Raw genomic sequence first — 19578 nt, forward strand, 5'->3', positions numbered from 1 at the left:
GCGGCCAGCGCCAGCGCGGCGGCCGCGGCCAGTGCCAGCGCGGCGAGCGACAGCCCGATCATCAGGGGGACGGACGGGGCGCCGCCGCCGGCCGGTCGCGCCGCCGGCGCGACCGGCGGCGCGACCGCGCCCGCGGCCGAGTCCGGCGCCGGGGAGAACTCGACCACGCGGTCGTTTCCCGTGTCGGCCACAAGCACGTCACCGGACGGGGTTACCGCCAGGCCCTCCGGCGCCAGGAGGTTCTCGAAGGCGTCGCTCGTGTCGGACTGCAGGCCGAACTCGGTGTAGAAGGTGCCGTCCGGGTTGTACACGCTGACCAGGTTGTAGTCCTCCTGCCCGACGTAGATCTTCCCGTCCGGGCCCACCGCGATGCCGCTGGTGTTGCCAAGCGCGCCGTAGCCCGCCTGCGTGGTGCCGAACGACAGCAGCTGCGCGCCCGCCGGGGAGAACTCGTAGACCTGGTTGCCGGCCGCGTAGCTTGGGCTGGACACCCAGATGTCCCCGCTCGCGTCCAGCGCCACGCCGGCCGGGGTCGGCACGCTGATCGAGCCGGCATAGGAACCGGCGGCCGTGAACTCCTCGATCCTGTTGTTGTCCTGGTCCGCGACGTAGACCGTGCCGCCGTCCGCGGAGACCGCGAGCGCCACCGGCTGGTCCAGCTGGCCGTCGCCGCTGCCCGCGGCGCCGAAGCTGGTCAGCACGGTCCCGGACGGCGACAGCTCGACCACGCGGTCGCTGCCGGTGTCGGCGACCCAGATGTCACCGGATCCGTCGACGGCGATTCCTTCTGGCTGGTCGAGGCCGGCGCCGCCGCCGGTCACGCGCAGCGGGCGGCCCGAGCCGTCGAACTCGGCGATCGTGTTGCCGCCGGTGTCGGCGACCCAGATGTCGCCCGCCGCGTCGGTCGCCACGCCGTAGGGCTGGCTCAGCTGGCTCTGCCCGATCGCGCGCGAGTAGGCCGGCGCGGGCGCGATCGTGCCCGGGGTGACGGAGAAGGCCACCGGGCCGGCGAGCACGTCATAGCCGTTGTCGTACAGGAAGTAGGCGACGTAGTCGCCCACGCCGTCCAGCGAGGCGGTGTTGAACGTGACCGTGCCGCTGGCGTCCGGCGTGTACTGCCAGACGGTGGAGGCCACGTCGCCCGGGGTCTGGCCGGGCTCGTAGATGCCGACCCAGTTCGTCGACTCCACCCCGGCGGCGGGCACGGAGTAGCTGAACGTGATGGAAGTACACACGGGAACGGAGGTGACCGATGCGGTCAGTGTGCCCTGGTAGGGGGCGTTCGCGGCGGGCGCCGCCGACGCGGGCGCCGCGGCGAGCGCGACGCCGAGCGCCGCGACCCCGACGCCGAGCGCGGCGGGCCCGAAGATCCTGGAGAGCCTGGAGAGCAGGGTCATGGAGCGGACGCTAACGCCCGTAGGTGACTTGGATAGCCAAGCTGGGTGGCCGGCAGGTGTACGACCTTTGTCAGATACCGAACAGCTTCGCCGCCGACTCGAGGAAGACCTGCGCGCACAGCGAGCCCCTGGCGGCCGCCTCGCCGAGCAGCGCCGGGTCGGTGGCGAACATGCACTCGACGTACTGCGTCACGGACGTGTCGGGCTGCGGCACCGACGGGGTCCCGCTCACGATGTCCGCCTCGTAGTCCGACAGGCGCAGCACGCACTCGCCGCGGTCCGCCGCCTTCTCGCCGATCTTGCGCCCGACCCGCAGTTCCACGCCGAGCTTGACCCGGCCCGCGCGGACGGCGGCGGCCGGCTCGTCCTCGCCTTCGCGCAGCGTGACCGCGGGCAGCCCCCAGACGCCGGCGAGCGGATCCGCCGGGTCGTCTGGGCGGCGCACGAGCAGGAACGTGCCGTCCTCGCCGCGGACGACGATCGCGACTGAGTGCCTGGCGGGTTTCATCGAGCCCATCATCGCACCCGGCCGGCCGCGGCAGCCGCCGGGAAGACCGGAATTCCCCGCGCGGGCGGACCTCAGTCTCTGGAAACCTTAAACTTCGCGGGCGATGCTAGTAGCGAGCCTGCGGATGCCCTTTCACAGGCCTGCTACGGGCAGAGAGCTCTTCCTGGCATGGAACGGAATCGTTATGCCGACCTGCTGCGGGTCGTGGCCATCGGCGGCGTGGTCTACGGCCACTGGCTGCTGATCTCCATCACCTACCGGAACGGGCAGCTGTCCGGCCTTGACGCGCTTGACTACATCGGCTGGGGGCAATGGGTGACCTGGCTGTTCCAGGTCATGCCTGTCTTCTTCCTCGTCGGCGGCTACGTGAACGCCCAGTCGTGGGCGGCGCATCACGCGGACGGGCAGACCTGGACGATCTGGGTCCGCGACCGGGCCATGCGCCTGTTCTGGCCGACGGCGGTCTACGTGTTCGTGGCGGTCCTGGCGGTCGCGATCGCGCGGGCGGCGGGCGTGAACGAGGCAGAGATCGCGGAGGCCGCCTGGCTCATCGCGCTCCAGCTGTGGTTCCTGCCCGTCTACCTGCTGCTGATCGCGCTGACACCGCTGCTGCTTGCCGCCCACAGGCGGTGGGGCCTGGCGGTTCCCGCCGCCATGGCCGTCGCGGCCGGCCTGGTGGACATCGCCGTGGTGGGGCCGCACGTGCACGTGATCGGGTACGTCAACTACCTGTTCGTCTGGGGCTCGATTCACCAGTGGGGCTTCGCCTGGCAGGACCGCACGCTGACAGACCCGCGATGGCGGCCCTGCGCGCTCGCCGCCGGCGGCGCCGCCCTGCTGGCCGGCTTGCTGATGCTTGGGCCGTTCAAGCCGGACATGATCGGCTCAGGCAACACGAACCCCCCGTCGATCGCGCTGCTCGCGTACGCCGCCGCCCAGGCCGGGCTGGTGCTCGCCGCCGAGCCCTTCGTCTCCAGGCTGCTGACCAGGCCACGGCTGTGGCAGCCGGTCAGGCGGCTGAACGCCACGGTGATGAACGTGTACCTGTGGCATTTCGTGCCCGCGATCATCGTCGCGATCGCCTTCTACGCGACCGGGGTGATGCCCCAGCCCGCCATCGGCACGGCCGAGTGGTGGGAGCTGCGGCCCGCGTGGTGGGGCCTGCTGACCGTGCTGCTCGTCGCCCTGGTCATCGTCGTGATGCGCGCGGAGCGGCCGATGCTCCGCCTGCCCGCCGGGGTCGGGCGGCCCGGGCCGTGGTCCCCTGTGCTCCTGCTGGCGGGCATCGTCGCCGCCTCGGTGGGCCTGACCCGGCTCGCGATCGCCGGGTTCGCCCCCGGCGGCCATCCGCCCGTGCCCGTCCTGGCCGCCTTCGTCATCGGCATGACCGCGACCCTGTTTACCGGCCGCAACCAGCCGCAGGGCACCCGGCCGCAAGAGCTCCGCCCGGCGTGACGGCTCGCGGCCATGGAACGGAACCGCTACGTCGACCTGGTGCGGGTCGTGGCCATGGCCGGCGTCGTCTTCGGCCATTGGGTGCTGATCTCCATCACCTACAGCGGCGGCCAGCTGTCCGGGCTTGACGCGCTCGATTACATCGGCTGGGCACAGTGGGGCACGTGGGTCTTCCAGGTGATGCCGCTGTTCTTCCTCGTCGGCGGCTATGTCAACGCGCTGTCCTGGACCGCGCACCACGCGGACGGGCAGACCTGGACCGGGTGGGTCCGCCACCGGGCCATGCGCCTGCTCTGGCCGACGGCGGTTTTCGTCGCGGTGGCGGTCGCCGCGGTGGCGATCGCGGGGGCGGCGGGCGTGAGCACGGCGGAGATCGCCGAGGCGGGCTGGCTCGTCGCGCTCCAGCTGTGGTTCCTTCCTGTCTACCTGCTGCTGATCGCGCTGACCCCGGTGCTGCTTGCTGCGCACAGGCGGTGGGGGCTGGCGGTTCCCGCCGTCATGGCCGCGGCGGCCGCCCTGGTCAACGCCCTGCTGGCCGGGGGGCACGTGCCGTCCGTCGTCGGGTACGTCAACTTCCTGCTCGTGTGGGGCGCGATTCACCAGTGGGGCTTCGCCTGGCAGGATCGCACGCTGACGTCCCCGCGGTGGCGCCCGTACGCGCTCGCCGCCGGGGGCGCGGCCCTGCTGGCGGGCCTGCTGATCTGGGGGCGGTTCGCGGTCAACATGATCGGCTCGGGCAACACGAACCCGCCGTCGATCGCCCTGCTCGCCTTCGCCGCCGCCCACGACGGCCTGGTGCTCGCGGCCGAGCCCACGGTCTCCAGGCTGCTGGCGAGGCCGCGCCCGTGGCGCTGGGTCACGAAGCTGAACCAGGCCACGATGACCGTGTACCTGTGGCATTTCGTGCCCGCGATCGTCGTCGCGGTCGCGTTCTACCGGACCGGGATACTGCCCCAGCCTGCCATCGGGACCACGCAGTGGTGGGAACTGCGGGCCGTGTGGCTCGCCCTTCTCGCCGTGGTGCTCGCGCTCCTGGTCACGGTGTTCATGCCGGTGGAACGGCGGGCGGCGCGGCTGCCCGCCGGGCTCGGCCGGGCGGGGCCATGGTCGCCGGTGCTGCTGGCCTTCGGCGTCATCGCCCTGATGCTGGGCCTGACCAGGCTCGCGGTCGGCGGCTTCGCCCCGGGCGGGCACGCGCCCGGGCTCGTCCTCGCCGCGTGCGCCGCCGGCGTGGCCGCGACGCTGCTGACCGGGCGCGACCGCGCGCCAGGCACGCCGGTCAAGCGGGGTATCGGGGACGCGCGGGGCGAAGTAACGCGTCGTTCGGAATAATGTCGGCCTTAGCCGGCGACGGTGATCTCGGCGCGGTCGGGGTAGAAGGCCACGTGCCCCGCGATCTCGGCGACCGCCGGGTAGGGCTGCTCGTAGCTCCAGATCAGGTCGGTCTCTGTGCGCCCGTCCGGCGTCTGGACGCTGAAGTAGCTGGCGTCGCCCTTGTAGGGGCAGTAGCTCTGGGTGCCGGTGCGCCGCAGCAGGCTCCGGTCCACGTCGGCGATGGGGATGTACTGCACCACCGGGTAGGACGCCTCGGCCAGCGACAGCGCGCTGTCGGACTCGGCGACCGTCACGCCGCCGACGCGCACGGTCACGCGGGAACCGGTCGGGCGGACCGTGATCGGGTGGGTGGCGTCGGGAATCTTGACGGCGCGGCTCATGGGCGGCTCCCTTCTTCGGGCACTGTTAGCACGGTAAGCCACGGGGCGGCCGCGGACATTCCGGCTTAGCCGTTCGGTCTTAGCAGCTCGGCCCCGGGCTCGGGCTGGCCGGGACCGGGTCCGGCGGGGACGGTATCGGGGCGAACCGCGCCGCCGCGGGAGGCCTCGCCGGACTCGCTGACGTGCGCGGACGGCGCGCGGGCGGGCCGGCCGATGACGGCGCGGCCGATGACGGCGCGGGTGCCGCGGATGCTGGCGGCGGTGCGGCGCCGCCCGCGCCGTACATGTAGACCCCGCTGTCCTGGACGGCGCCCGGGTCGAGCGCGATGCCGTGCACCGTGACCTGGTGACCGAGCGTGTCCGTCACCCGGACGGTGAACGGGCCGGGCCCCGCGCCCGCCGCGTCGATCCAGTAGTTGTAGCTGGCGCGGCTGAGATCGAGCCAGGCACCCGGTGCCGTTTCCAGCTGCACCGAGGCCACCGCGTTGCCCGTATTGATCACGAGCAGGGCCAGCCAGTACTGCGACGAGCCGTCCTTGACCTCGAACGAGACCGGCGCCGGGAGCGGCGGGTCGGCGATGGTCTGGTACGAGACGTCGATGAGCCCGGCGGACAGCGGCGCCAGCGCGGCGAACGCCGGCTCGCTCAGGTCGATGTGCCCCTGCGCGCAGGGCGGGCACTGGTCGATCACTTCCACGGTGACCGAGCCGTCCGGGCCGTGCACCTCCAGGTAGCTGCCGCACGCGGCCGCGCTGTCGTATTCCGGCGGTGACAGCGCCACGAACAGCTGGTTGGCGGGCGGATCCGGGTAGGAGCAGTTGCCGACGGATTGCAGCACGTAGTGCGTGGCGATCCCGGAGACCGCGCCGGCCGGGTTCAGCACCGCCGCGCACGCCTGGTTCCCCGTCACCTGGCCGATGCCCAGGGCCACCGCGATCACGGCGGCCGCGACGGCGCCGACGCCGAACCCGAACCCGAGCAGCGGCCAGCGCGCGCTGCGGTGACGGCCAGCGACCATGGCCTGGAGTGTACGGACGGGCGGGCCGGCGCCGCCGGGCATTCGCGCAATCCGGCCGCCGGCGCGCCGATCCCTGGGCAGGCCGACCGGTCCCCGATAACCTCAGTTGCTATGACGGGGTCCGCGCTGTACCGGAAGGTGGCCGATGACATCAAGTCGGCCATCGCCGCCGGCACGTACCCGCCGAACACCAAGCTGCCTTCGGAGAGCGAGCTTGCCGAGGAGTATTCGGTGTCGCGCGGCACGATCAGGCAGGCGTTCGCGGCGCTGCGCGCGGACGGGGTGATCGCGTCCAGGCGCGGCGCGCGGCGGGTCGTGATCGGCGGCGCCCGGGTGCAGAGCTTCGGCGAGCTGCTGTCGTTTTCCCGGTGGGCGCGGGCCATCGGCGAGGTGCCGGCCGGCCGCGTGGTGGCCCTGGAGCGCCGCCCCGCCACCGCGCCGGAAGCAGCACGGCTCGCGCTCCCGGCCGGCGCGCACGTCTATCGCCTGGTGCGGGTCCGGCTGCTCGCCGACCGTCCGGTGATGGTGGAGCGTGCCGTGTACCCGGACCACGTGGGGGCGCTGGTGGCGGGGATGGACCTGACCGCCGAGTCGATCACCGAGCGGCTTGAGCAGCTCGGCATCGCGTTCACCGACGCCGAGCACGTCATCGACGCGGTGCCGGCGTCGGCGGACGACGCCCGCTGGCTCGGGGTCCGCCCGGCGGTGCCGCTGCTTCGCGAGCGCCGGTTCACCACCGACCGTTCCGGGCAGCCGGTCGAGTGGTCCGACGACAGGTACCTGGGCTCCGCGATCGCGTTCAGCATCCACAACTCGGTCGCCGTCAACGCGCTTTCCCGCACGTCCGCCGCCGCTGACTGAGCAACTTGGCTATACAAGTTTAAGGCTGGCTATACTTGTAGCCTGTGAACGCGACTCACCGGGTGGTCATCGTCGGCGGCGGCGCGCTCGGCACCATGCACGCGTGGATGGCGCGACGCCGCGGATCCGACGTCGTGCACCTGGAGCGAGAGGCGGCGGCGCGCGGCGCGAGCGTGCGCAACTTCGGCCTCATCTGGGTAAGCGGCCGGAGGGCCGGCGCTGAGCTCGCCCTGGCGCTGCGCGCCCGCGAGCTGTGGGAACGCATAGCCGCGGACGCCCCGGGCATCGGCTTCCGTGCGGCCGGGTCGGTGACTGTCGCCACCGGTCCGGCCGAGCTGCAGGTGCTGCGGGAGGCGGCGGACCTGCCGGACGCCAAGCAGCGGGACTTCGAGCTGCTCGACCCCGGCGGCGTCCGCGCGGCGAACCCGGCGCTGCGCGGTGAGTTCCTCGGCGGGCTGCTGTGCCGGGCCGACGCGATCGTGGAGCCCCGGCTGGCGCTCCCGGCCCTGCGCGCCTCCCTCGCCGGACCCGGATACGCGTGGCTCCCCAGGCTGGAGGCCGTCGAGGTCGCCGCCCACGGGGTGCGCGACCACCAGGGGACATGGCACCGCGGCGACCTCGTGGTCTTGTGCACGGGAGCGAATTTCACCGGGGTGGCCGGACGGCACCTGGCGGCAGCCGGCGCGCTGGAGTCCGCGGGCGGCGGGCTGCGGCGGGTCCGGCTGCAGATGCTGCAGACCCGCCCGTTTCCCGCGCGGCTGACCACCTCGGTCGCCGACGGCGACTCGCTGCGCTACTACCCCGCCTACGACGTGCCCGCCCGCGCGCTGCTTGGCCCGCAGTCGCCGGCCGCGGCCGCGGCCCGCGCGCAGCTGCTGCTCGTGCAGCGCGCCGACGGCGGGCTGACCATCGGCGACACGCACTCCTACGACGAGCCGTTCGCATTCGACGTGGACGAGGACGCTTACGACCACCTGCGGGCCCGCGCCGCGGCGCTGCTCGGAGCGCCGCTGCCGCCGACGCAGCGCCGCTGGGCCGGCGTCTACAGCGAGGTCGTCGGCAGCGACGCGCTCTACCACCGGTCGCAGGTCGCGCCAGGCGTGGTCCTCGTCACCGGCCCGGGCGGGCGCGGCATGACCTGTTCCCCCGCCATCGCCGAGGAGACCTTCCCGCCATGACCAGAATCACCGTCGCCTGCCTGGACATGGCCGGCACCACCGTGCGCGACGAGGGGACCGTCATGGCCGCGTTCACCGCGGCCATCGCCAGGCACAACCTGCCCGTCGCCGCCTTCAACAAGGCGATGAGGCACGTGCAGGCCAGCATGGGCCAGTCGAAGATCGAGGTGTTCCGGCACATCCTGCCCGACGAGTCCGCGGCGCAAGCGGCCAACGCGTCGTTCGAGGCGCACTACGCGGCGGCGGTGAACGCCGGCCAGGTCGCGCCGATGCCCGGCGCGGTCGACGTCTTCGCCGCGTGCCGTTCCGCCGGGATCAAGGTGTGCCTGGCGACCGGGTTCTCCCCGGCCACGCGGGACGCGATCGTCGCCGCGCTCGGCTGGGCGCCGCTGGTCGACCTGGTGCTCTCCCCCGCCGACGCGGGCCGCGGCCGGCCATGGCCGGACCTGCCGCTCACCGCGCTGCTGCGCCTGCGCGGCGGCGCGGTGGCCGAGCTCGCCGTCGTCGGCGACACCCCGAGCGACGTCGAGTCGGGCCTGCGGGCCGGCGCGGGCGTCGTCGCCGGCGTGCTGACCGGCGCCTCGACCCGCGAGGAACTCGCGGCCGCGCCGGCGCGGGCGGGCCTGCCTGGCGACCCCCTCGTCCTGGACTCGATCGCCGGCCTGCTCCCGCACCTGGGCGCGTGACGCGGCCGACTGCCCGGCTGCCCGGCTGGCGCACGCGACGCGCGGTTTCCACAGATCCTGTGGATGACGCTGTGCGCAACGCCTGAGAGCTTTGTGGCCACGGTTGGGAGCAGGGGGTGGACCAGCTGTGCATAACCAGGTCTCACATCGCGCCTTACCGGGACAAACACCATGTGGATAAACATCCGCCGCTGTGGATGATCATCAAGGGCTGGCAGCCAGCCGTCTTTGCACACTCTGTGACGATTTCGCCGTCCGTTATGGGCGATTTGTGCATGCAAGGAGTGTGCAAAGTCACACTTGCGGGACTCTGGTGACGCCGGGGAAACACCCCGCCCCGGCCGGGCGCGCCGCGGGTGCCGCGCTAGCCCTTGTCCAGGCCGAGCAGGGCTACCGCGTTGTCCTTGAGGATCTTGGGGCGGACGTCGGGCTTGATGTCGAGCGCGTCGAAGTCGCGCAGCCAGCGCTGCGGGGTCAGCAGCGGGAAGTCCGTGCCGAACAGCACCTTGTCCTGCAGGTAGGAGTTGGCCGCGCGGACCAGCGACGGCGGGAAGTACGTCGGCGACCAGCCCGACAGGTCGATGTACACGTTGGACTTGTGCGTCGCCATCGAGATCGCCGAGTCCGCCCACGGCACGGACGGATGGGCGAGGATCACCGTCAGGTCGGGGAAGTCCGCCGCCACGTCGTCGAGCAGCATCGGGTCGGACAGCCGCAGCTTGATGCCCCGCCCGCCTGGCAGCCCCGCGCCGATGCCGGTCTGGCCGGTGTGAAAGAGCGCCGGCACGCCGAGCGAGGCGATCCGCTCCCAGAGGGGGTAGTACGCGGGGTCGTTCGGCGCGAAGCCCTGCAGCGACGGGTGGAACTTGAAGCCGCGCACGCCGTGCCCGTCGACAAGCCGGCGGGCCTGGGCGACGGCGTCGGCGCCGCGCAGCGGGTCGACCGACCCGAACGGGATCAGCACGTCCGCGTGCTCGCGCGCCTTGTCGGCGATCTCCTCGCTCGACAGCGGCGGATGCCCGGTGAACGTGCCGGCGTCCACCGTGAACACGACCGCGGCCATGTTCAGCGACCGGTACAGGTCCGCGATCTTCTCCAGGGTGGGCGAGCGGTCGTGGTCCGCCCTGAAGTACTTCGCGGACGCGGCGAGCAGCTCGTCGTCGAGGGAGAAGCAGCCATGCCCGTCGGCTTCGATGTGCACGTGAACGTCGACAGCGGCCAGCGAATCGATGCGCATCCATGGCATTGTACAGGTCCTGCGACGCCGTGATTGTCACGCATGCGCCCCGAGCAGGATGTGTTGGGGCCGGCAACCAACACCCCGATGAGTGAAATGGGCCACTTCGCCATTGATTCCGGCGAGCGGCGTGTGAAAACCTCGTGGCTGTGAGCGCAGACGCCCATTCTGTTGACGTGCCCGCGGACACGCCCCTCGCCGACCTGAGCGGCCCCGTTTCCGCCGGCGACCTGCTCTGGACGCCGACCCCCGAGCGGATCGCGAACGCGAACATCACCGCGTTCATGGCCTGGCTGCGGCAAACGCGCGGCCTCGGCTTCGCCGGGTACCCGGACCTGTGGCAGTGGTCGGTCACGGACATCGACGGCTTCTGGGGCGCCATCTGGGACTACAGCGACATCGTCGCCGCCGAGCAGCCGCACGCGGTGCTCGGGCAGCGGGAGATGCCCGGCGCGGAGTGGTTCCCCGGCGCCAGCCTGAACTACGCGCAGAACGTGCTGCGCCAGGAGCGCCCGGGCGAGGTCGCGCTGTACTACCACTCCGAGACCACGCCGGTCACGCCGCTGTCCTGGGACGAGCTCGCCGGGAACGTCAGGAAGCTCGCGACCCGGCTGCGGGACCTCGGCGTCCGGCCTGGCGACCGCCTCGCGTCCTGCCTGCCCAACATCCCAGAGACGGTCATCGCGATGCTCGCCGCGACGAGCATCGGGGCGATCTGGACGAGCGTGTCCCCCGACTTCGGCTGGCGCGGCGTGCTCGACAGGCTCCGCCAGCTCCAGCCCACCGTGCTGATCTGCACCGGCGGCTACCGGTACGGCGGCAAGGACTACGACCGCAGCGGCGAGATCAAGGCGATCGTCGACGACCTCGACTGCCTGCGCCACGTGATCTACCTGCCGTTCGCCGCCATCCCCGCGCCCGCGGACGGCGCGCTGAACTGGCACGACCTGCTGGACGGCCCCGCGGTCGAGCCGGCGGACTTCGAGTTCCACCACGGCCCGTTCGGGATGCCGCTGTGGATCTTGTTCTCCTCCGGCACCACCGGACTGCCGAAAGCCATTACCCACAGCCACGGCGGGATCCTCGTCGAGCAGCTGAAGCTGCAACGGCTGAACATGGACCTCAAGCCGGGCGACGTGCTGTTCTTCTACACGACGACCGGCTGGATGATGTGGAACTTCCTGGTCAGCTCGCTGCTGCTCGGCGTGAAGCCGCTGCTGTACGACGGGAACCCCGGCTACCCCGAGCCGGACGCGCTGTGGCGGATGGCGGCCGACGCGAACGTGACGCTGTTCGGCGGCAGCCCCGCGTACGCGGACATGCTCGCCAAGCGGGGCGTCGTGCCGAAGGACTCCTACGACCTGTCCGCGCTGCGGACGATCATGCTGGCCGGCTCGCCCGTCTCCCCCGAATGCGGCGCCTGGTTCTACCGCACGGTCAAGCGGGACCTGTTCAGCATCGTCGGCAGCGGCGGCACCGACGTGTGCAGCGGGTTCACCGGCGGGTCGCCGACCCTGCCCGTCTACGCCGGCTGGCACCAGCACCGCAACCTCGCGGTGGCCGCGTACGCCTTCAACGACAAGGGCCAGCCGGTGGTCAACGAGGTCGGCGAGATGGTGATCACCCAGCCGATGCCGTCGATGCCGGTCAAGCTCTGGGGCGACGACGAGAACCACACGAGGTACCGGGCCACGTACTTCGACGAGTTCCCAGGGGTCTGGCGGCAGGGCGACTTCTTCAAGGTGAACGAGCGCGGCAGCTGCCAGGTGCTCGGCCGCAGCGACGCGACGCTGAACCGGTTCGGCGTGCGGATCGGCACCGCGGAGATCTACACGGTCCTGGAGGGCGTCCCCGAGGTGGACGACGCGATCGTGGTCAACCTCGACCTGCCAGGCGGCCAGTTCTTCATGCCGATGTTCGTCAAGCTGGCCGACGGTCTCACGCTCGACGAGAAGATCGAAAATGAGATAAGAATGCGGCTGCGGCGTGAGTACACCCCGCGGCACGTGCCCGACAAGATAATCCAGGTACCCGCGATACCGACGACGCTGACCGGCAAGAAGCTCGAGGTGCCGGTCCGCAAGATCCTGATGGGAACGCCGGCGGAGAAGGCCGCCAACACCAGCGCGATGGCCGACGCGTCCTCCCTGGACGCCTTTATCGACTACGCGCGCACCCAGCGGGACTACACAACCTAATCCAGCTAATCCGGCTAATCCAGCTCCCACTCCGTGGGCCAACCAGGGGGTTCCGACGATGGAACACGATGGCTTTCCGCTCCCCTCGCAGATAACTGACGTGCCGGGCGCCGAGAACTGGCGCTCGATGTACCAGTACTTCACGCGGTTCCAGCCCGACGACGACAAGCGCTTCTGGTTCTACAACTCGATGCACTTCCCCGAGCCCATGCCGGCCTTCGACACGGTCACGTCGGAGATCCCGTACCAGGCGATCGGCGCGAACACCGCGCGGCTGTTCGTGTTCCCGACCACGCTGGGCATCGAGCACCGGATCGTCAACGGCCGGGTCTACATCACCGCCAACCCGGTGCTTGACCCCGCCGAGATCGGGCGCCGCGCCGAGGCCTTCGGCCCGCGGGCGGGCTACTACTTCGAGAACTGGGACTCGCTGTACGAGGGCTGGAAGGAGCGTCTTCGCGGGCTGATCGCGGAGATCGAGGCGATCGAGGTGCCGTCGCTGCCCGAGTGGGAAGACGACACGGTGGTGTTCGAGGCGCGCGGCATCGCGCAGAACCATTACCTGCAGGACAACTTCGCCAGGTGCCTGGCGCTGTACTCCAAGGCCTGGCACCACCACACCGAGATGCTGATGCTCGGCTACGGCGCCTACGTGGTGTTCTTCCAGTTCTGCACGCAGGCGTTCCCCGAGATCAGCGACCAGACCGTGGCCCGGATGGTGGCGGGCATCGACGTGATCATGTACCGGCCGGACGACGAGCTCCGGTCGCTGGCGCGGCTGGCCGTCGACCTGGGCGTGGACGACTTGTTCACCGAGGGCTGCGTCCCCGCGGAGGTGCTGTCCACGCTGGCCTCCCGTGGGCCGGCCGGCGAGCAATGGCTGGACGCGTTCGCGAAGGCGCGCGACCCCTGGTTCCACGTGTCAACCGGCGACGGGTTCTACCACCACCACCTGAGCTGGAACGACGACCTGACGGTGCCGTTCACCGCGCTGCCCGGCTACGTCGGCGCCGTGCGCGACGGGGCGATGCGCGCCCGGCCGACGGCGCAGCTCGTCGAAGAGCGCGAGCGGATCGCCAACGGCTACCGCGACCTGCTGACGACCGACGACGAGAAGGCCGCGTTCGACCAGATGCTGGGCCTGTGCCGGCTCGTGTTCCCGTTCGTCGAGGACCATAAGTTCTACTGCGAGCACTGGTTCACCACGCGGTTCTTCCAGAAGATCAAGGCGTTCGGCGCGCTGCTGGCCCGCGAGGGCGTGCTCGGCGAGGCCGACGACGTCTTCCACCTGCACCACGGCGAGGTCGACCAGGCGCTCGCCGACCTCTCGCTCGCCTGGGCCGCGGGCACGCCGCCGATCGGCGGGGCGCACTTCCCGCCGATCATCGCCGAACGCAAGCGCATGCTCAAAGTCCTGCGTGACTGGTCGCCGCCGCCGGCGCTCGGCCCGGTGCCCGAGGCGCTGAACGACCCCGCGGTGCGCATGCTGTGGGGGGTCACCGCCGAGCGCATCGAGTCGTGGCTGCACCCGGACGAGGAGGAGATGCACGGCGTCGCGGCCTCGGCCGGCGTGGTCGAGGGCGTCGCCCGGGTGCTGCACGACGTCAACGAGATCGGCGAGATCCGCGAGGGCGAGATTCTCGTCTGCCCGGTGACCGCGCCGTCGTGGGCGCCGGTGTTCGGCAAGATCAAGGCGGCGGTCTCTGACATCGGCGGCGCCATGTCGCACGCGGCGATCGTCGCCCGCGAGTACGGCATGCCCGCCGTCGTCGGCACCGGCGACGCCACCAAGCGGATCAGGACGGGGGACAGGATCCGGGTGGACGGGGACCGCGGCACGGTGCGGGTGCTGTGACCGAGTTCGTGCTGCCGCTGGCGTCAGCGGGAGATCCCGCCGACGTCGGCGGCAAGGGCGCCAGCCTCGGCGAGCTGTCCCGGGCCGGCGTCGCCGTGCCGCCCGGGTTCGCGGTGACGACCACCGCGTTCAGGGCGGCTATCGACGCCATCGATCCCGGCGGCGAGCTGCGCGCCCAGGTCGAGGCGCTGCCCGCGGCAGACCTGGGGGCGATCGCCAGGGTGAGCGCCGCCGTCAGGGAAAAAATCACGGCCGCCCCGCTGCCCGCGTCCCTGGCCGCGGCGATCACGACCGCGTACGCGGCCCTCGGCCCCGCTGGCGCCGACCCCGACGTCGCGGTCCGGTCGTCGGCGACGATGGAGGACAGCTCCGCCGCGTCGTTCGCCGGCCTGCAGGACAGCTACCTTGGCGTCGCCGGCGCGGTCGCCGTGCTCGGTCACGTCCGCCGCTGCTGGGCGAGCATGTACAACGACGAGTCGGTGACCTACCGCCGCCGGCTCGCCATGCCCGAGCAGTCGCTTGGCATGGCGGTCGTCGTCCAGCTGATGGTCCGCCCCCGCGCCGCCGGAGTGATGTTCACCCGCTCTCCAGTCACCGGGGATCGTTCGGTGGTGGCGATCGAGGGCACGTGGGGGCTGGGGTCGGCCCTGGTCGCGGGCGACGTGACCCCGGACAGCTTCGTGATCAGCAAGATCACCGGGGAGATCACCGGCCGCCGCGTCTCGGCCAAGGACCGCATCCATTCCTATGTTCAGAACGGACACGGGGTGGCTGTCGCCGACACCCCCGCTGACCTGCGCTCGGCGCCGTGCCTGGCCGACGAGGAGATCCGCGCGCTGGCCGCCATCGCGGGCCGGGTCGAGGCCCACTACGGCGTGCCGCAGGACATCGAGTGGGCCCTGCTCGAGGAGCCGCTGTCCCCCGCGGTCCCCCCCGCGGCGGGCTCCTTCGGCCAGCCGGCCTCCCCCGCTCCGGCGGCTTCGGGGACCGAGCGCATCGTCTTGCTGCAGAGCCGCCCGGAAACGGTGTGGGCCGCCCGCGCCGCGGCTCCCGTGGCCGCCCCGAAGGCGCGCCCCGCCGACCACGTGCTCGCCCTGTTCGGGAAGCCGCTGTGAGCGTCAGGGAAACCGCGGGGCTGCCGCAATGGACCTGACAAATCAGGACGTAGCGGACATCCTCGCCGTGCTCGACTCGCTGCCGTACGACGAGCTCGACCTGCAGACGCCGCGGTTCCGGCTCTCGCTGCGCCGCGCCCCGGGCGGCGGCTGGACGCAGGAGTCACAGGTCGTCGCTGATCCCGCGGTCGTCTCGCCAGCCCCGAACGGGGCGTCCGCCGCGCAGCCCCAGCCGCAGGCCGGCCGGGTGGCGGAGGCCGACCCGAGCCGGGACGGGCAGGTTCCGGTGAACGCGCCGCTGCCGGGGACGTTCTACCGGGCGCCGCGGCCGGGGGCCGCGCCGTTCGTCGAGGTCGGGGACCAGGTCACAGAGGACACCGTGGTGGCGATCGTGGAGACGATGAAGCTGATGAATTCGGTGCACGCGGGGACCAGGGGGCGGGTCGCGCAGATCTGCCTGCGCAACGCCGAGACCGCGGCGCAGGGCGCCACGCTGATGTGGATCGCCCCGGAGCCGTGATGGCAGCGACGGCCCCGGTCAGCGGGGCGCAGGCGCCGTGAGCGGACATCACGGCTTCCGGCGGGTGCTGGTCGCCAACCGGGGCGAGATCGCCGCGCGGGTGATCCGCACCTGCCGGCGGCTCGGCATCGAGACCGTGCTGACCGTGTCCGACGCCGACGCCGGGTCGCTGCCGGCGCGGCTCGCCGACGCCACGATCCGCATCGGGCCGGCCGCCGCCGCGGCGAGCTACCTGGACGTGGACGCGGTCGCCGGCGCGGCGCTCGCCGCGGGCGCGGACGCGGTTCATCCCGGGTACGGGTTCCTGTCGGAGAACGCGCGCCTCGCGCGGGCGTGCGCGGCGGCGGGCGTCGTGTTCATCGGGCCGTCGCCGCAGACGCTTGAAGCCACGGGTGACAAGCTCGCGGCGCGCGAGCACGCGGTCGCGGCGGGGCTGCCGGTCGTGCCAGGCGGGCCGGTCATGCCGGACGCAAGCGCCGGCGAGCTCGCCGGGCGCATCGGGTTCCCCGTGCTGGTCAAGGCCGCGGGGGGAGGCGGCGGGCGCGGGCTGCGAGTGGTCCGCGACCCGGCCGGCCTCGCGCACGCGGTGGCGGTGGCCAGCGGGGAGGCGGCGGCGGCGTTCGGGGACCCGCGCGTGTACCTGGAGCGGTACGTCTCCCCCGGCCGCCACGTCGAGGTGCAGCTGCTCGGCGACGGCGAGCGGGTGATCCACCTCGGCGACAGGGACTGCTCGGTCCAGCGGCGCTACCAGAAGCTGATCGAGGAGGCCCCGGCGCCGCTGCTGCCCGCCGCCCTGCGCGGGGAGCTCGCCAGCGCCGCGGTCGCGGTTGGCGAGCGGCTGGGCTACCGGGGCGCCGGCACCGTTGAGTTCCTCGTCGACGCCAGGCGCGAGGCGTTCTACTTCCTGGAGGTCAACGCCCGCATCCAGGTGGAGCACCCGGTGACGGAGGCGGTCACGGGACTGGACATCGTCGCGGAGCAGATCTGGATCGCGGAGGGCCGGCCGCTGCGGATGCGCCAGCGCGACGTGACGTTCACCGGCCACGCGATCGAGTGCCGGGTCAACGCCGAGGACCCTGGCAACGGCTTCCAGCCCAGCCCGGGCACGGTGACGAGCGCGGTCTTCCCGGCCGGCGGGCCGGACGGCGTCCGGGTCGACACGCACGTCCAGGCGGGCTCGGCGGTGCCGCCGCACTACGACTCGCTGCTGGCCAAGGTCATCGCGCACGGCGCCGACCGCGCCGCGGCGCTCGGCCGCGCCAGGAGCGCCCTGGACCGGTGCGAGATCGGCGGGGTGGCCACGAACCTGCGCATGCACCGGGCGCTGCTCGCCGACGGCGAGTTCGCGCGCGGCGGCGTCGACACCGGGTACCTGGAGCGGGTGTGGGCAGGGGAGACGGCCGGGACCGTTCTGGATGAATCCGGTCTTCCTGCCGACTGCGGGGCAAGCCATGGCTGAGCTGCAGCTTGTCGACGTGTCCGTGCGGGACGGCAACCAGTCGCTGTGGGGGGCGACCGGGCTGCGCACCGCGCACATCGCGCAGGTCGCGCCGCTGATGAACCGGGTCGGGTTCCGCGCGCTCGACTTCTCCTCGAGCACCGCGATGGGCGTGTCGGTGCGCACGCACCGGGAGAACCCGTGGGACCTGCTGCGGCTCACCCGGGCGGCGATGCCGGACACGCGGCTGCAGTTCATCGGCACCGGCTTCCGGTTCATCTCCTGGGAGAAGGCCTCCCCCGACGTCATGGAGCTGGTGTACCAGTGCCTGGTCAACGCGGGCATGGACCGGTTCGTCGTGCTCGACCCCACGCACGACATGGACGCGGTGCGCGAGACCGCGCGGATCATCAAGAAGGCCGGCGGGACAGAGGTCATCGCCGCGCTCACCTACACGGTCTCGGCCGTGCACGACGACGCGTTCTACGCGGGGATAGCGGCGCAGCTCGCCGCGTGCGGCGACATCGACCGCGCGTACGTCAAGGACCCCGCCGGGATTCTCACCCCGGAGCGGGCGCGCACGCTGATCCCCGCGGTGCTCGCGCAACTGAACGGCAAGCCGCTTGAGCTGCACGCGCACGCCTCGCTCGGGCTGTCGCCGCTGACCTGCCTGGCCGCGGCTGACCTGGGCGTGGCCGTGCTGCAGGTCGGCTGCGGGGCGCTCGGCAACGGCACCTCGCTGCCTGACGCGGAAAAGCTCGTCGCCAACCTGCGGGCCAGCGGCCACACCGTCGACCTCGACGACCGGCTGCTCGCGCTGGTCGCCCGGTACTTCGACCAGCTCGCGGCGGCCGAGAACCTGCCCGCGGGCAAGCCGCGGGAGTTCGACGCGGCGTTCATGCACCACCAGGTCGCGGGCGGGGTGATGACCACGCTGCGGCGGCAGCTAGCCGAGCTGGGGATGGAACACCGGTTCGGCGCGGTAATGGAGGAGATCACCCGAGTGCGCGCCGAACTCGGCTACCCGATCATGGTGACCCCGTTCCCGCAGATGGTGATCGGCCAGGCGCTGGCGAACATCGTGGGCGGGGGGGCGCGCTACGACCAGGTGCCTGACCAGGTGATCAGGTACGTGCTCGGCAGCTTCGGCAAGCCGACCGCGCCGGTGGACCCGGGAGTGCTCGACCGGATCCTGTCCAGGCCAAGGGCCCGCGAGCTCGCGGGCGAGCCGCCGCCGCTGTCGGTGCCCGAGCTGCGGCGCCGGTTCGGGCGGCGGACAGGCGATGAGGAGCTGCTGCTGCGGTTCGGCATGCCTGAGGCGGAGGTGGACGGGATGCTCGCCGCCGGGCCCGCGGTCGCGCACTACAACCCCGGCGTGCAGCCGGTGCTCCGGCTGCTGCGCGAGCTGGGCACCCGGCCGGGAGCCGCCCGGCTGACGGTGGACAAGCCGGGGTTCCGGCTGGAGCTGAAAGGGCGTTCGGAGTGACGGTGCCTGACGAGGCGGTAACGCGGCTGTGGAACGCCAGGGGCTTCATCTTCGACATGGACGGCACGCTGGTCCTCGGCGACCGGGTCAACCACGGGCTGCGGCCGCTGCCAGGGGCCGTTGAGATGCTCGCCTGGGTGCGCGGCCGCGGCCTGCCGTACGTGGTGTTCACCAACGGGACGAACCGGGCGCCCGCGCACTTCGCGCGCGTGCTGCGCGAGGCCGGCCTCGACGTGCCTGATGCGGACATGCTGACCCCGGCGAGCAGCGCGGCGGTCATGTTCGCCAGGCGCAGGTACAAACGGGTCATGGTGCTCGGCGGCGACGGGCTGACGCGGCCGCTGACGCAAGCCGGCATCGAGGTGGTCCCGCCTGCCGACACGCCCGGCGGCGGGGCGGGGCACGAGACGCCGCTCGTGGACGCCGTGTTCGTCGGCTGGTTCCCCGAGTTCACGATGCCCGCGCTCGAGTCGGCCTGCCACGCGGTGTGGGCCGGGGCCGCCTTGTACAGCGCGTCAGAGACGCCGTTCTTCGCTTCCGCGCACGGCCGGGCGCTCGGCACCTCGCGCGCGATCAGCGCGATGATCAGGTCGCTGACCGGCTGCCGGCTGACGATCACCGGCAAGCCGTCGCTCGCGGCGCTGCGCGCGGCCGCCGCGCGGCTCGGCGTCGCGCCGAAGGACATCGCGGTCGTCGGCGACGACCCGCTGCTTGAGGTCCCGATGGCGCACCGCGGGCGGGCGCTGGCGATCGCGGTGGACACCGGGCTCGGCACCGCGACCGCCTACGACCACCTGCCCGCGCAGCGGCGGCCGCACCTGCGGCTGCGGGGGGTGGACGAACTGCTCGAGATCTGCCGGAAGGAGACCGGATGAGGCGGATCGCGGTCGAGGAGGCGTTCCGCCTCCCCG

17 protein-coding genes are annotated in these 19578 nt (G+C 72.3%); 12 read left to right on the forward strand and 5 right to left on the reverse strand.

Translation table 11 applies throughout. The features are described from left to right. Both Q1N79_RS26430 and Q1N79_RS26435 read right to left on the reverse strand, forming a co-directional pair. Positions 1-1397 (reverse strand): NHL repeat-containing protein (locus Q1N79_RS26430; RefSeq protein ID WP_300613585.1); only part of this gene is annotated, 1397 nt, incomplete at its 3' end. 70 nt (positions 1398-1467) lie between these two features. Next, positions 1468-1905 carry an NUDIX hydrolase gene (locus Q1N79_RS26435; protein ID WP_300613587.1) on the reverse strand — a complete coding sequence of 146 codons (438 nt, stop codon included), beginning with the start codon at positions 1903-1905 and terminating at the stop codon, positions 1468-1470. Positions 1906-2073: 168 nt separating this feature from the next. Between Q1N79_RS26435 and Q1N79_RS26440 the strand changes: the two genes are divergently transcribed. Both Q1N79_RS26440 and Q1N79_RS26445 read left to right on the forward strand, forming a co-directional pair. Further along, a complete protein-coding gene (locus Q1N79_RS26440; RefSeq protein WP_300613589.1) occupies positions 2074-3360 on the forward strand; it encodes an acyltransferase family protein in 1287 nt (428 codons plus the stop codon). A gap of 12 nt (positions 3361-3372) precedes the next feature. Next, positions 3373-4692, forward strand: coding sequence for an acyltransferase (locus Q1N79_RS26445; protein ID WP_300613591.1), 1320 nt, complete (start codon positions 3373-3375; stop codon positions 4690-4692). An 8-nt stretch (positions 4693-4700) separates the two neighbouring features. Here Q1N79_RS26445 and Q1N79_RS26450 read toward each other — a convergent pair whose 3' ends face one another. Continuing rightward, on the reverse strand, positions 4701-5075 hold the full coding sequence (locus tag Q1N79_RS26450) for a DUF427 domain-containing protein (protein WP_300613593.1): 375 nt from the start codon (positions 5073-5075) through the stop codon (positions 4701-4703). 79 nt (positions 5076-5154) lie between these two features. Continuing rightward, positions 5155-6093 (reverse strand): expansin EXLX1 family cellulose-binding protein, encoded by a 939-nt coding sequence (locus Q1N79_RS26455; RefSeq protein WP_300613595.1) that lies wholly within the window; start codon positions 6091-6093, stop codon positions 5155-5157. Between the two features lie 111 nt (positions 6094-6204). Here Q1N79_RS26455 and Q1N79_RS26460 point away from each other — a divergent pair, with 111 nt between their 5' ends. The 3 genes from Q1N79_RS26460 (at position 6205) to Q1N79_RS26470 (ending at position 8818) form a co-directional block, all read left to right on the forward strand. Beyond that, the gene (locus Q1N79_RS26460) at positions 6205-6954 is read left to right on the forward strand and encodes a GntR family transcriptional regulator (RefSeq protein ID WP_300613597.1); all 750 of its coding nucleotides are present in this window, start codon (positions 6205-6207) and stop codon (positions 6952-6954) included. Positions 6955-7016: 62 nt separating this feature from the next. Then, positions 7017-8132: a TIGR03364 family FAD-dependent oxidoreductase gene (locus Q1N79_RS26465; protein WP_300613626.1), complete on the forward strand. Its 1116-nt coding sequence runs from the start codon at positions 7017-7019 to the stop codon at positions 8130-8132. Next, positions 8129-8818: an HAD family hydrolase gene (locus Q1N79_RS26470; protein ID WP_300613599.1), complete on the forward strand. Its 690-nt coding sequence runs from the start codon at positions 8129-8131 to the stop codon at positions 8816-8818. Before Q1N79_RS26465 ends, Q1N79_RS26470 begins: the two co-directional genes overlap by 4 nt. Positions 8819-9182: 364 nt before the next feature. Here the strand turns inward: Q1N79_RS26470 and Q1N79_RS26475 are convergent, their stop codons facing one another. Next, positions 9183-10055, reverse strand: coding sequence for an amidohydrolase family protein (locus tag Q1N79_RS26475; protein WP_300613602.1), 873 nt, complete (start codon positions 10053-10055; stop codon positions 9183-9185). A 149-nt stretch (positions 10056-10204) separates the two neighbouring features. On the opposite strand from Q1N79_RS26475, the gene Q1N79_RS26480 reads away from it, so the two are divergent. From Q1N79_RS26480 to Q1N79_RS26510, 7 genes are read left to right on the forward strand one after another with little or no spacing between them, the layout of a single operon-like run. Next, positions 10205-12253 (forward strand): acetoacetate--CoA ligase, encoded by a 2049-nt coding sequence (locus Q1N79_RS26480; protein WP_300613604.1) that lies wholly within the window; start codon positions 10205-10207, stop codon positions 12251-12253. Positions 12254-12311: 58 nt separating this feature from the next. Next, complete coding sequence (locus Q1N79_RS26485; RefSeq protein ID WP_300613606.1) at positions 12312-14108, forward strand: PEP-utilizing enzyme; 1797 nt, start codon at positions 12312-12314, stop codon at positions 14106-14108. Next, positions 14105-15223 carry a PEP/pyruvate-binding domain-containing protein gene (locus Q1N79_RS26490; protein WP_300613608.1) on the forward strand — a complete coding sequence of 373 codons (1119 nt, stop codon included), beginning with the start codon at positions 14105-14107 and terminating at the stop codon, positions 15221-15223. Before Q1N79_RS26485 ends, Q1N79_RS26490 begins: the two co-directional genes overlap by 4 nt. Before the next feature lie 28 nt (positions 15224-15251). Further along, positions 15252-15743, forward strand: a complete 492-nt coding sequence (locus tag Q1N79_RS26495; protein WP_300613610.1) for a biotin/lipoyl-containing protein — start codon at positions 15252-15254, stop codon at positions 15741-15743. Positions 15744-15780: 37 nt separating this feature from the next. Next, positions 15781-17202, forward strand: coding sequence for a biotin carboxylase N-terminal domain-containing protein (locus Q1N79_RS26500; RefSeq protein WP_300613612.1), 1422 nt, complete (start codon positions 15781-15783; stop codon positions 17200-17202). Next, positions 17195-18667 carry a hypothetical protein gene (locus tag Q1N79_RS26505; protein ID WP_300613614.1) on the forward strand — a complete coding sequence of 491 codons (1473 nt, stop codon included), beginning with the start codon at positions 17195-17197 and terminating at the stop codon, positions 18665-18667. The genes Q1N79_RS26500 and Q1N79_RS26505 overlap by 8 nt, the downstream gene beginning before the upstream one ends. Further along, on the forward strand, positions 18664-19542 hold the full coding sequence (locus Q1N79_RS26510; RefSeq protein ID WP_300613616.1) for an HAD hydrolase-like protein: 879 nt from the start codon (positions 18664-18666) through the stop codon (positions 19540-19542). The genes Q1N79_RS26505 and Q1N79_RS26510 overlap by 4 nt, the downstream gene beginning before the upstream one ends. Positions 19543-19578 lie beyond the last annotated feature (36 nt).

It is taken from the genome of Trebonia sp. (genome assembly GCF_030042015.1).
Lineage (GTDB): Bacteria > Actinomycetota > Actinomycetes > Streptosporangiales > Streptosporangiaceae > Trebonia.

Coding starts and splice junctions, on each gene's coding strand:
- Q1N79_RS26440 (WP_300613589.1), top strand. CDS start 2,074: ATGGAACGGAATCGTTATGCCGACCTGCTGCGGGTCGTGGCCATCGGC.
- Q1N79_RS26475 (WP_300613602.1), bottom strand. CDS start 10,055: ATGCGCATCGATTCGCTGGCCGCTGTCGACGTTCACGTGCACATCGAA.
- Q1N79_RS26455 (WP_300613595.1), bottom strand. CDS start 6,093: ATGGTCGCTGGCCGTCACCGCAGCGCGCGCTGGCCGCTGCTCGGGTTC.
- Q1N79_RS26460 (WP_300613597.1), top strand. CDS start 6,205: ATGACGGGGTCCGCGCTGTACCGGAAGGTGGCCGATGACATCAAGTCG.
- Q1N79_RS26445 (WP_300613591.1), top strand. CDS start 3,373: ATGGAACGGAACCGCTACGTCGACCTGGTGCGGGTCGTGGCCATGGCC.
- Q1N79_RS26485 (WP_300613606.1), top strand. CDS start 12,312: ATGGAACACGATGGCTTTCCGCTCCCCTCGCAGATAACTGACGTGCCG.
- Q1N79_RS26505 (WP_300613614.1), top strand. CDS start 17,195: ATGGCTGAGCTGCAGCTTGTCGACGTGTCCGTGCGGGACGGCAACCAG.
- Q1N79_RS26495 (WP_300613610.1), top strand. CDS start 15,252: ATGGACCTGACAAATCAGGACGTAGCGGACATCCTCGCCGTGCTCGAC.
- Q1N79_RS26450 (WP_300613593.1), bottom strand. CDS start 5,075: ATGAGCCGCGCCGTCAAGATTCCCGACGCCACCCACCCGATCACGGTC.
- Q1N79_RS26470 (WP_300613599.1), top strand. CDS start 8,129: ATGACCAGAATCACCGTCGCCTGCCTGGACATGGCCGGCACCACCGTG.
- Q1N79_RS26435 (WP_300613587.1), bottom strand. CDS start 1,905: ATGAAACCCGCCAGGCACTCAGTCGCGATCGTCGTCCGCGGCGAGGAC.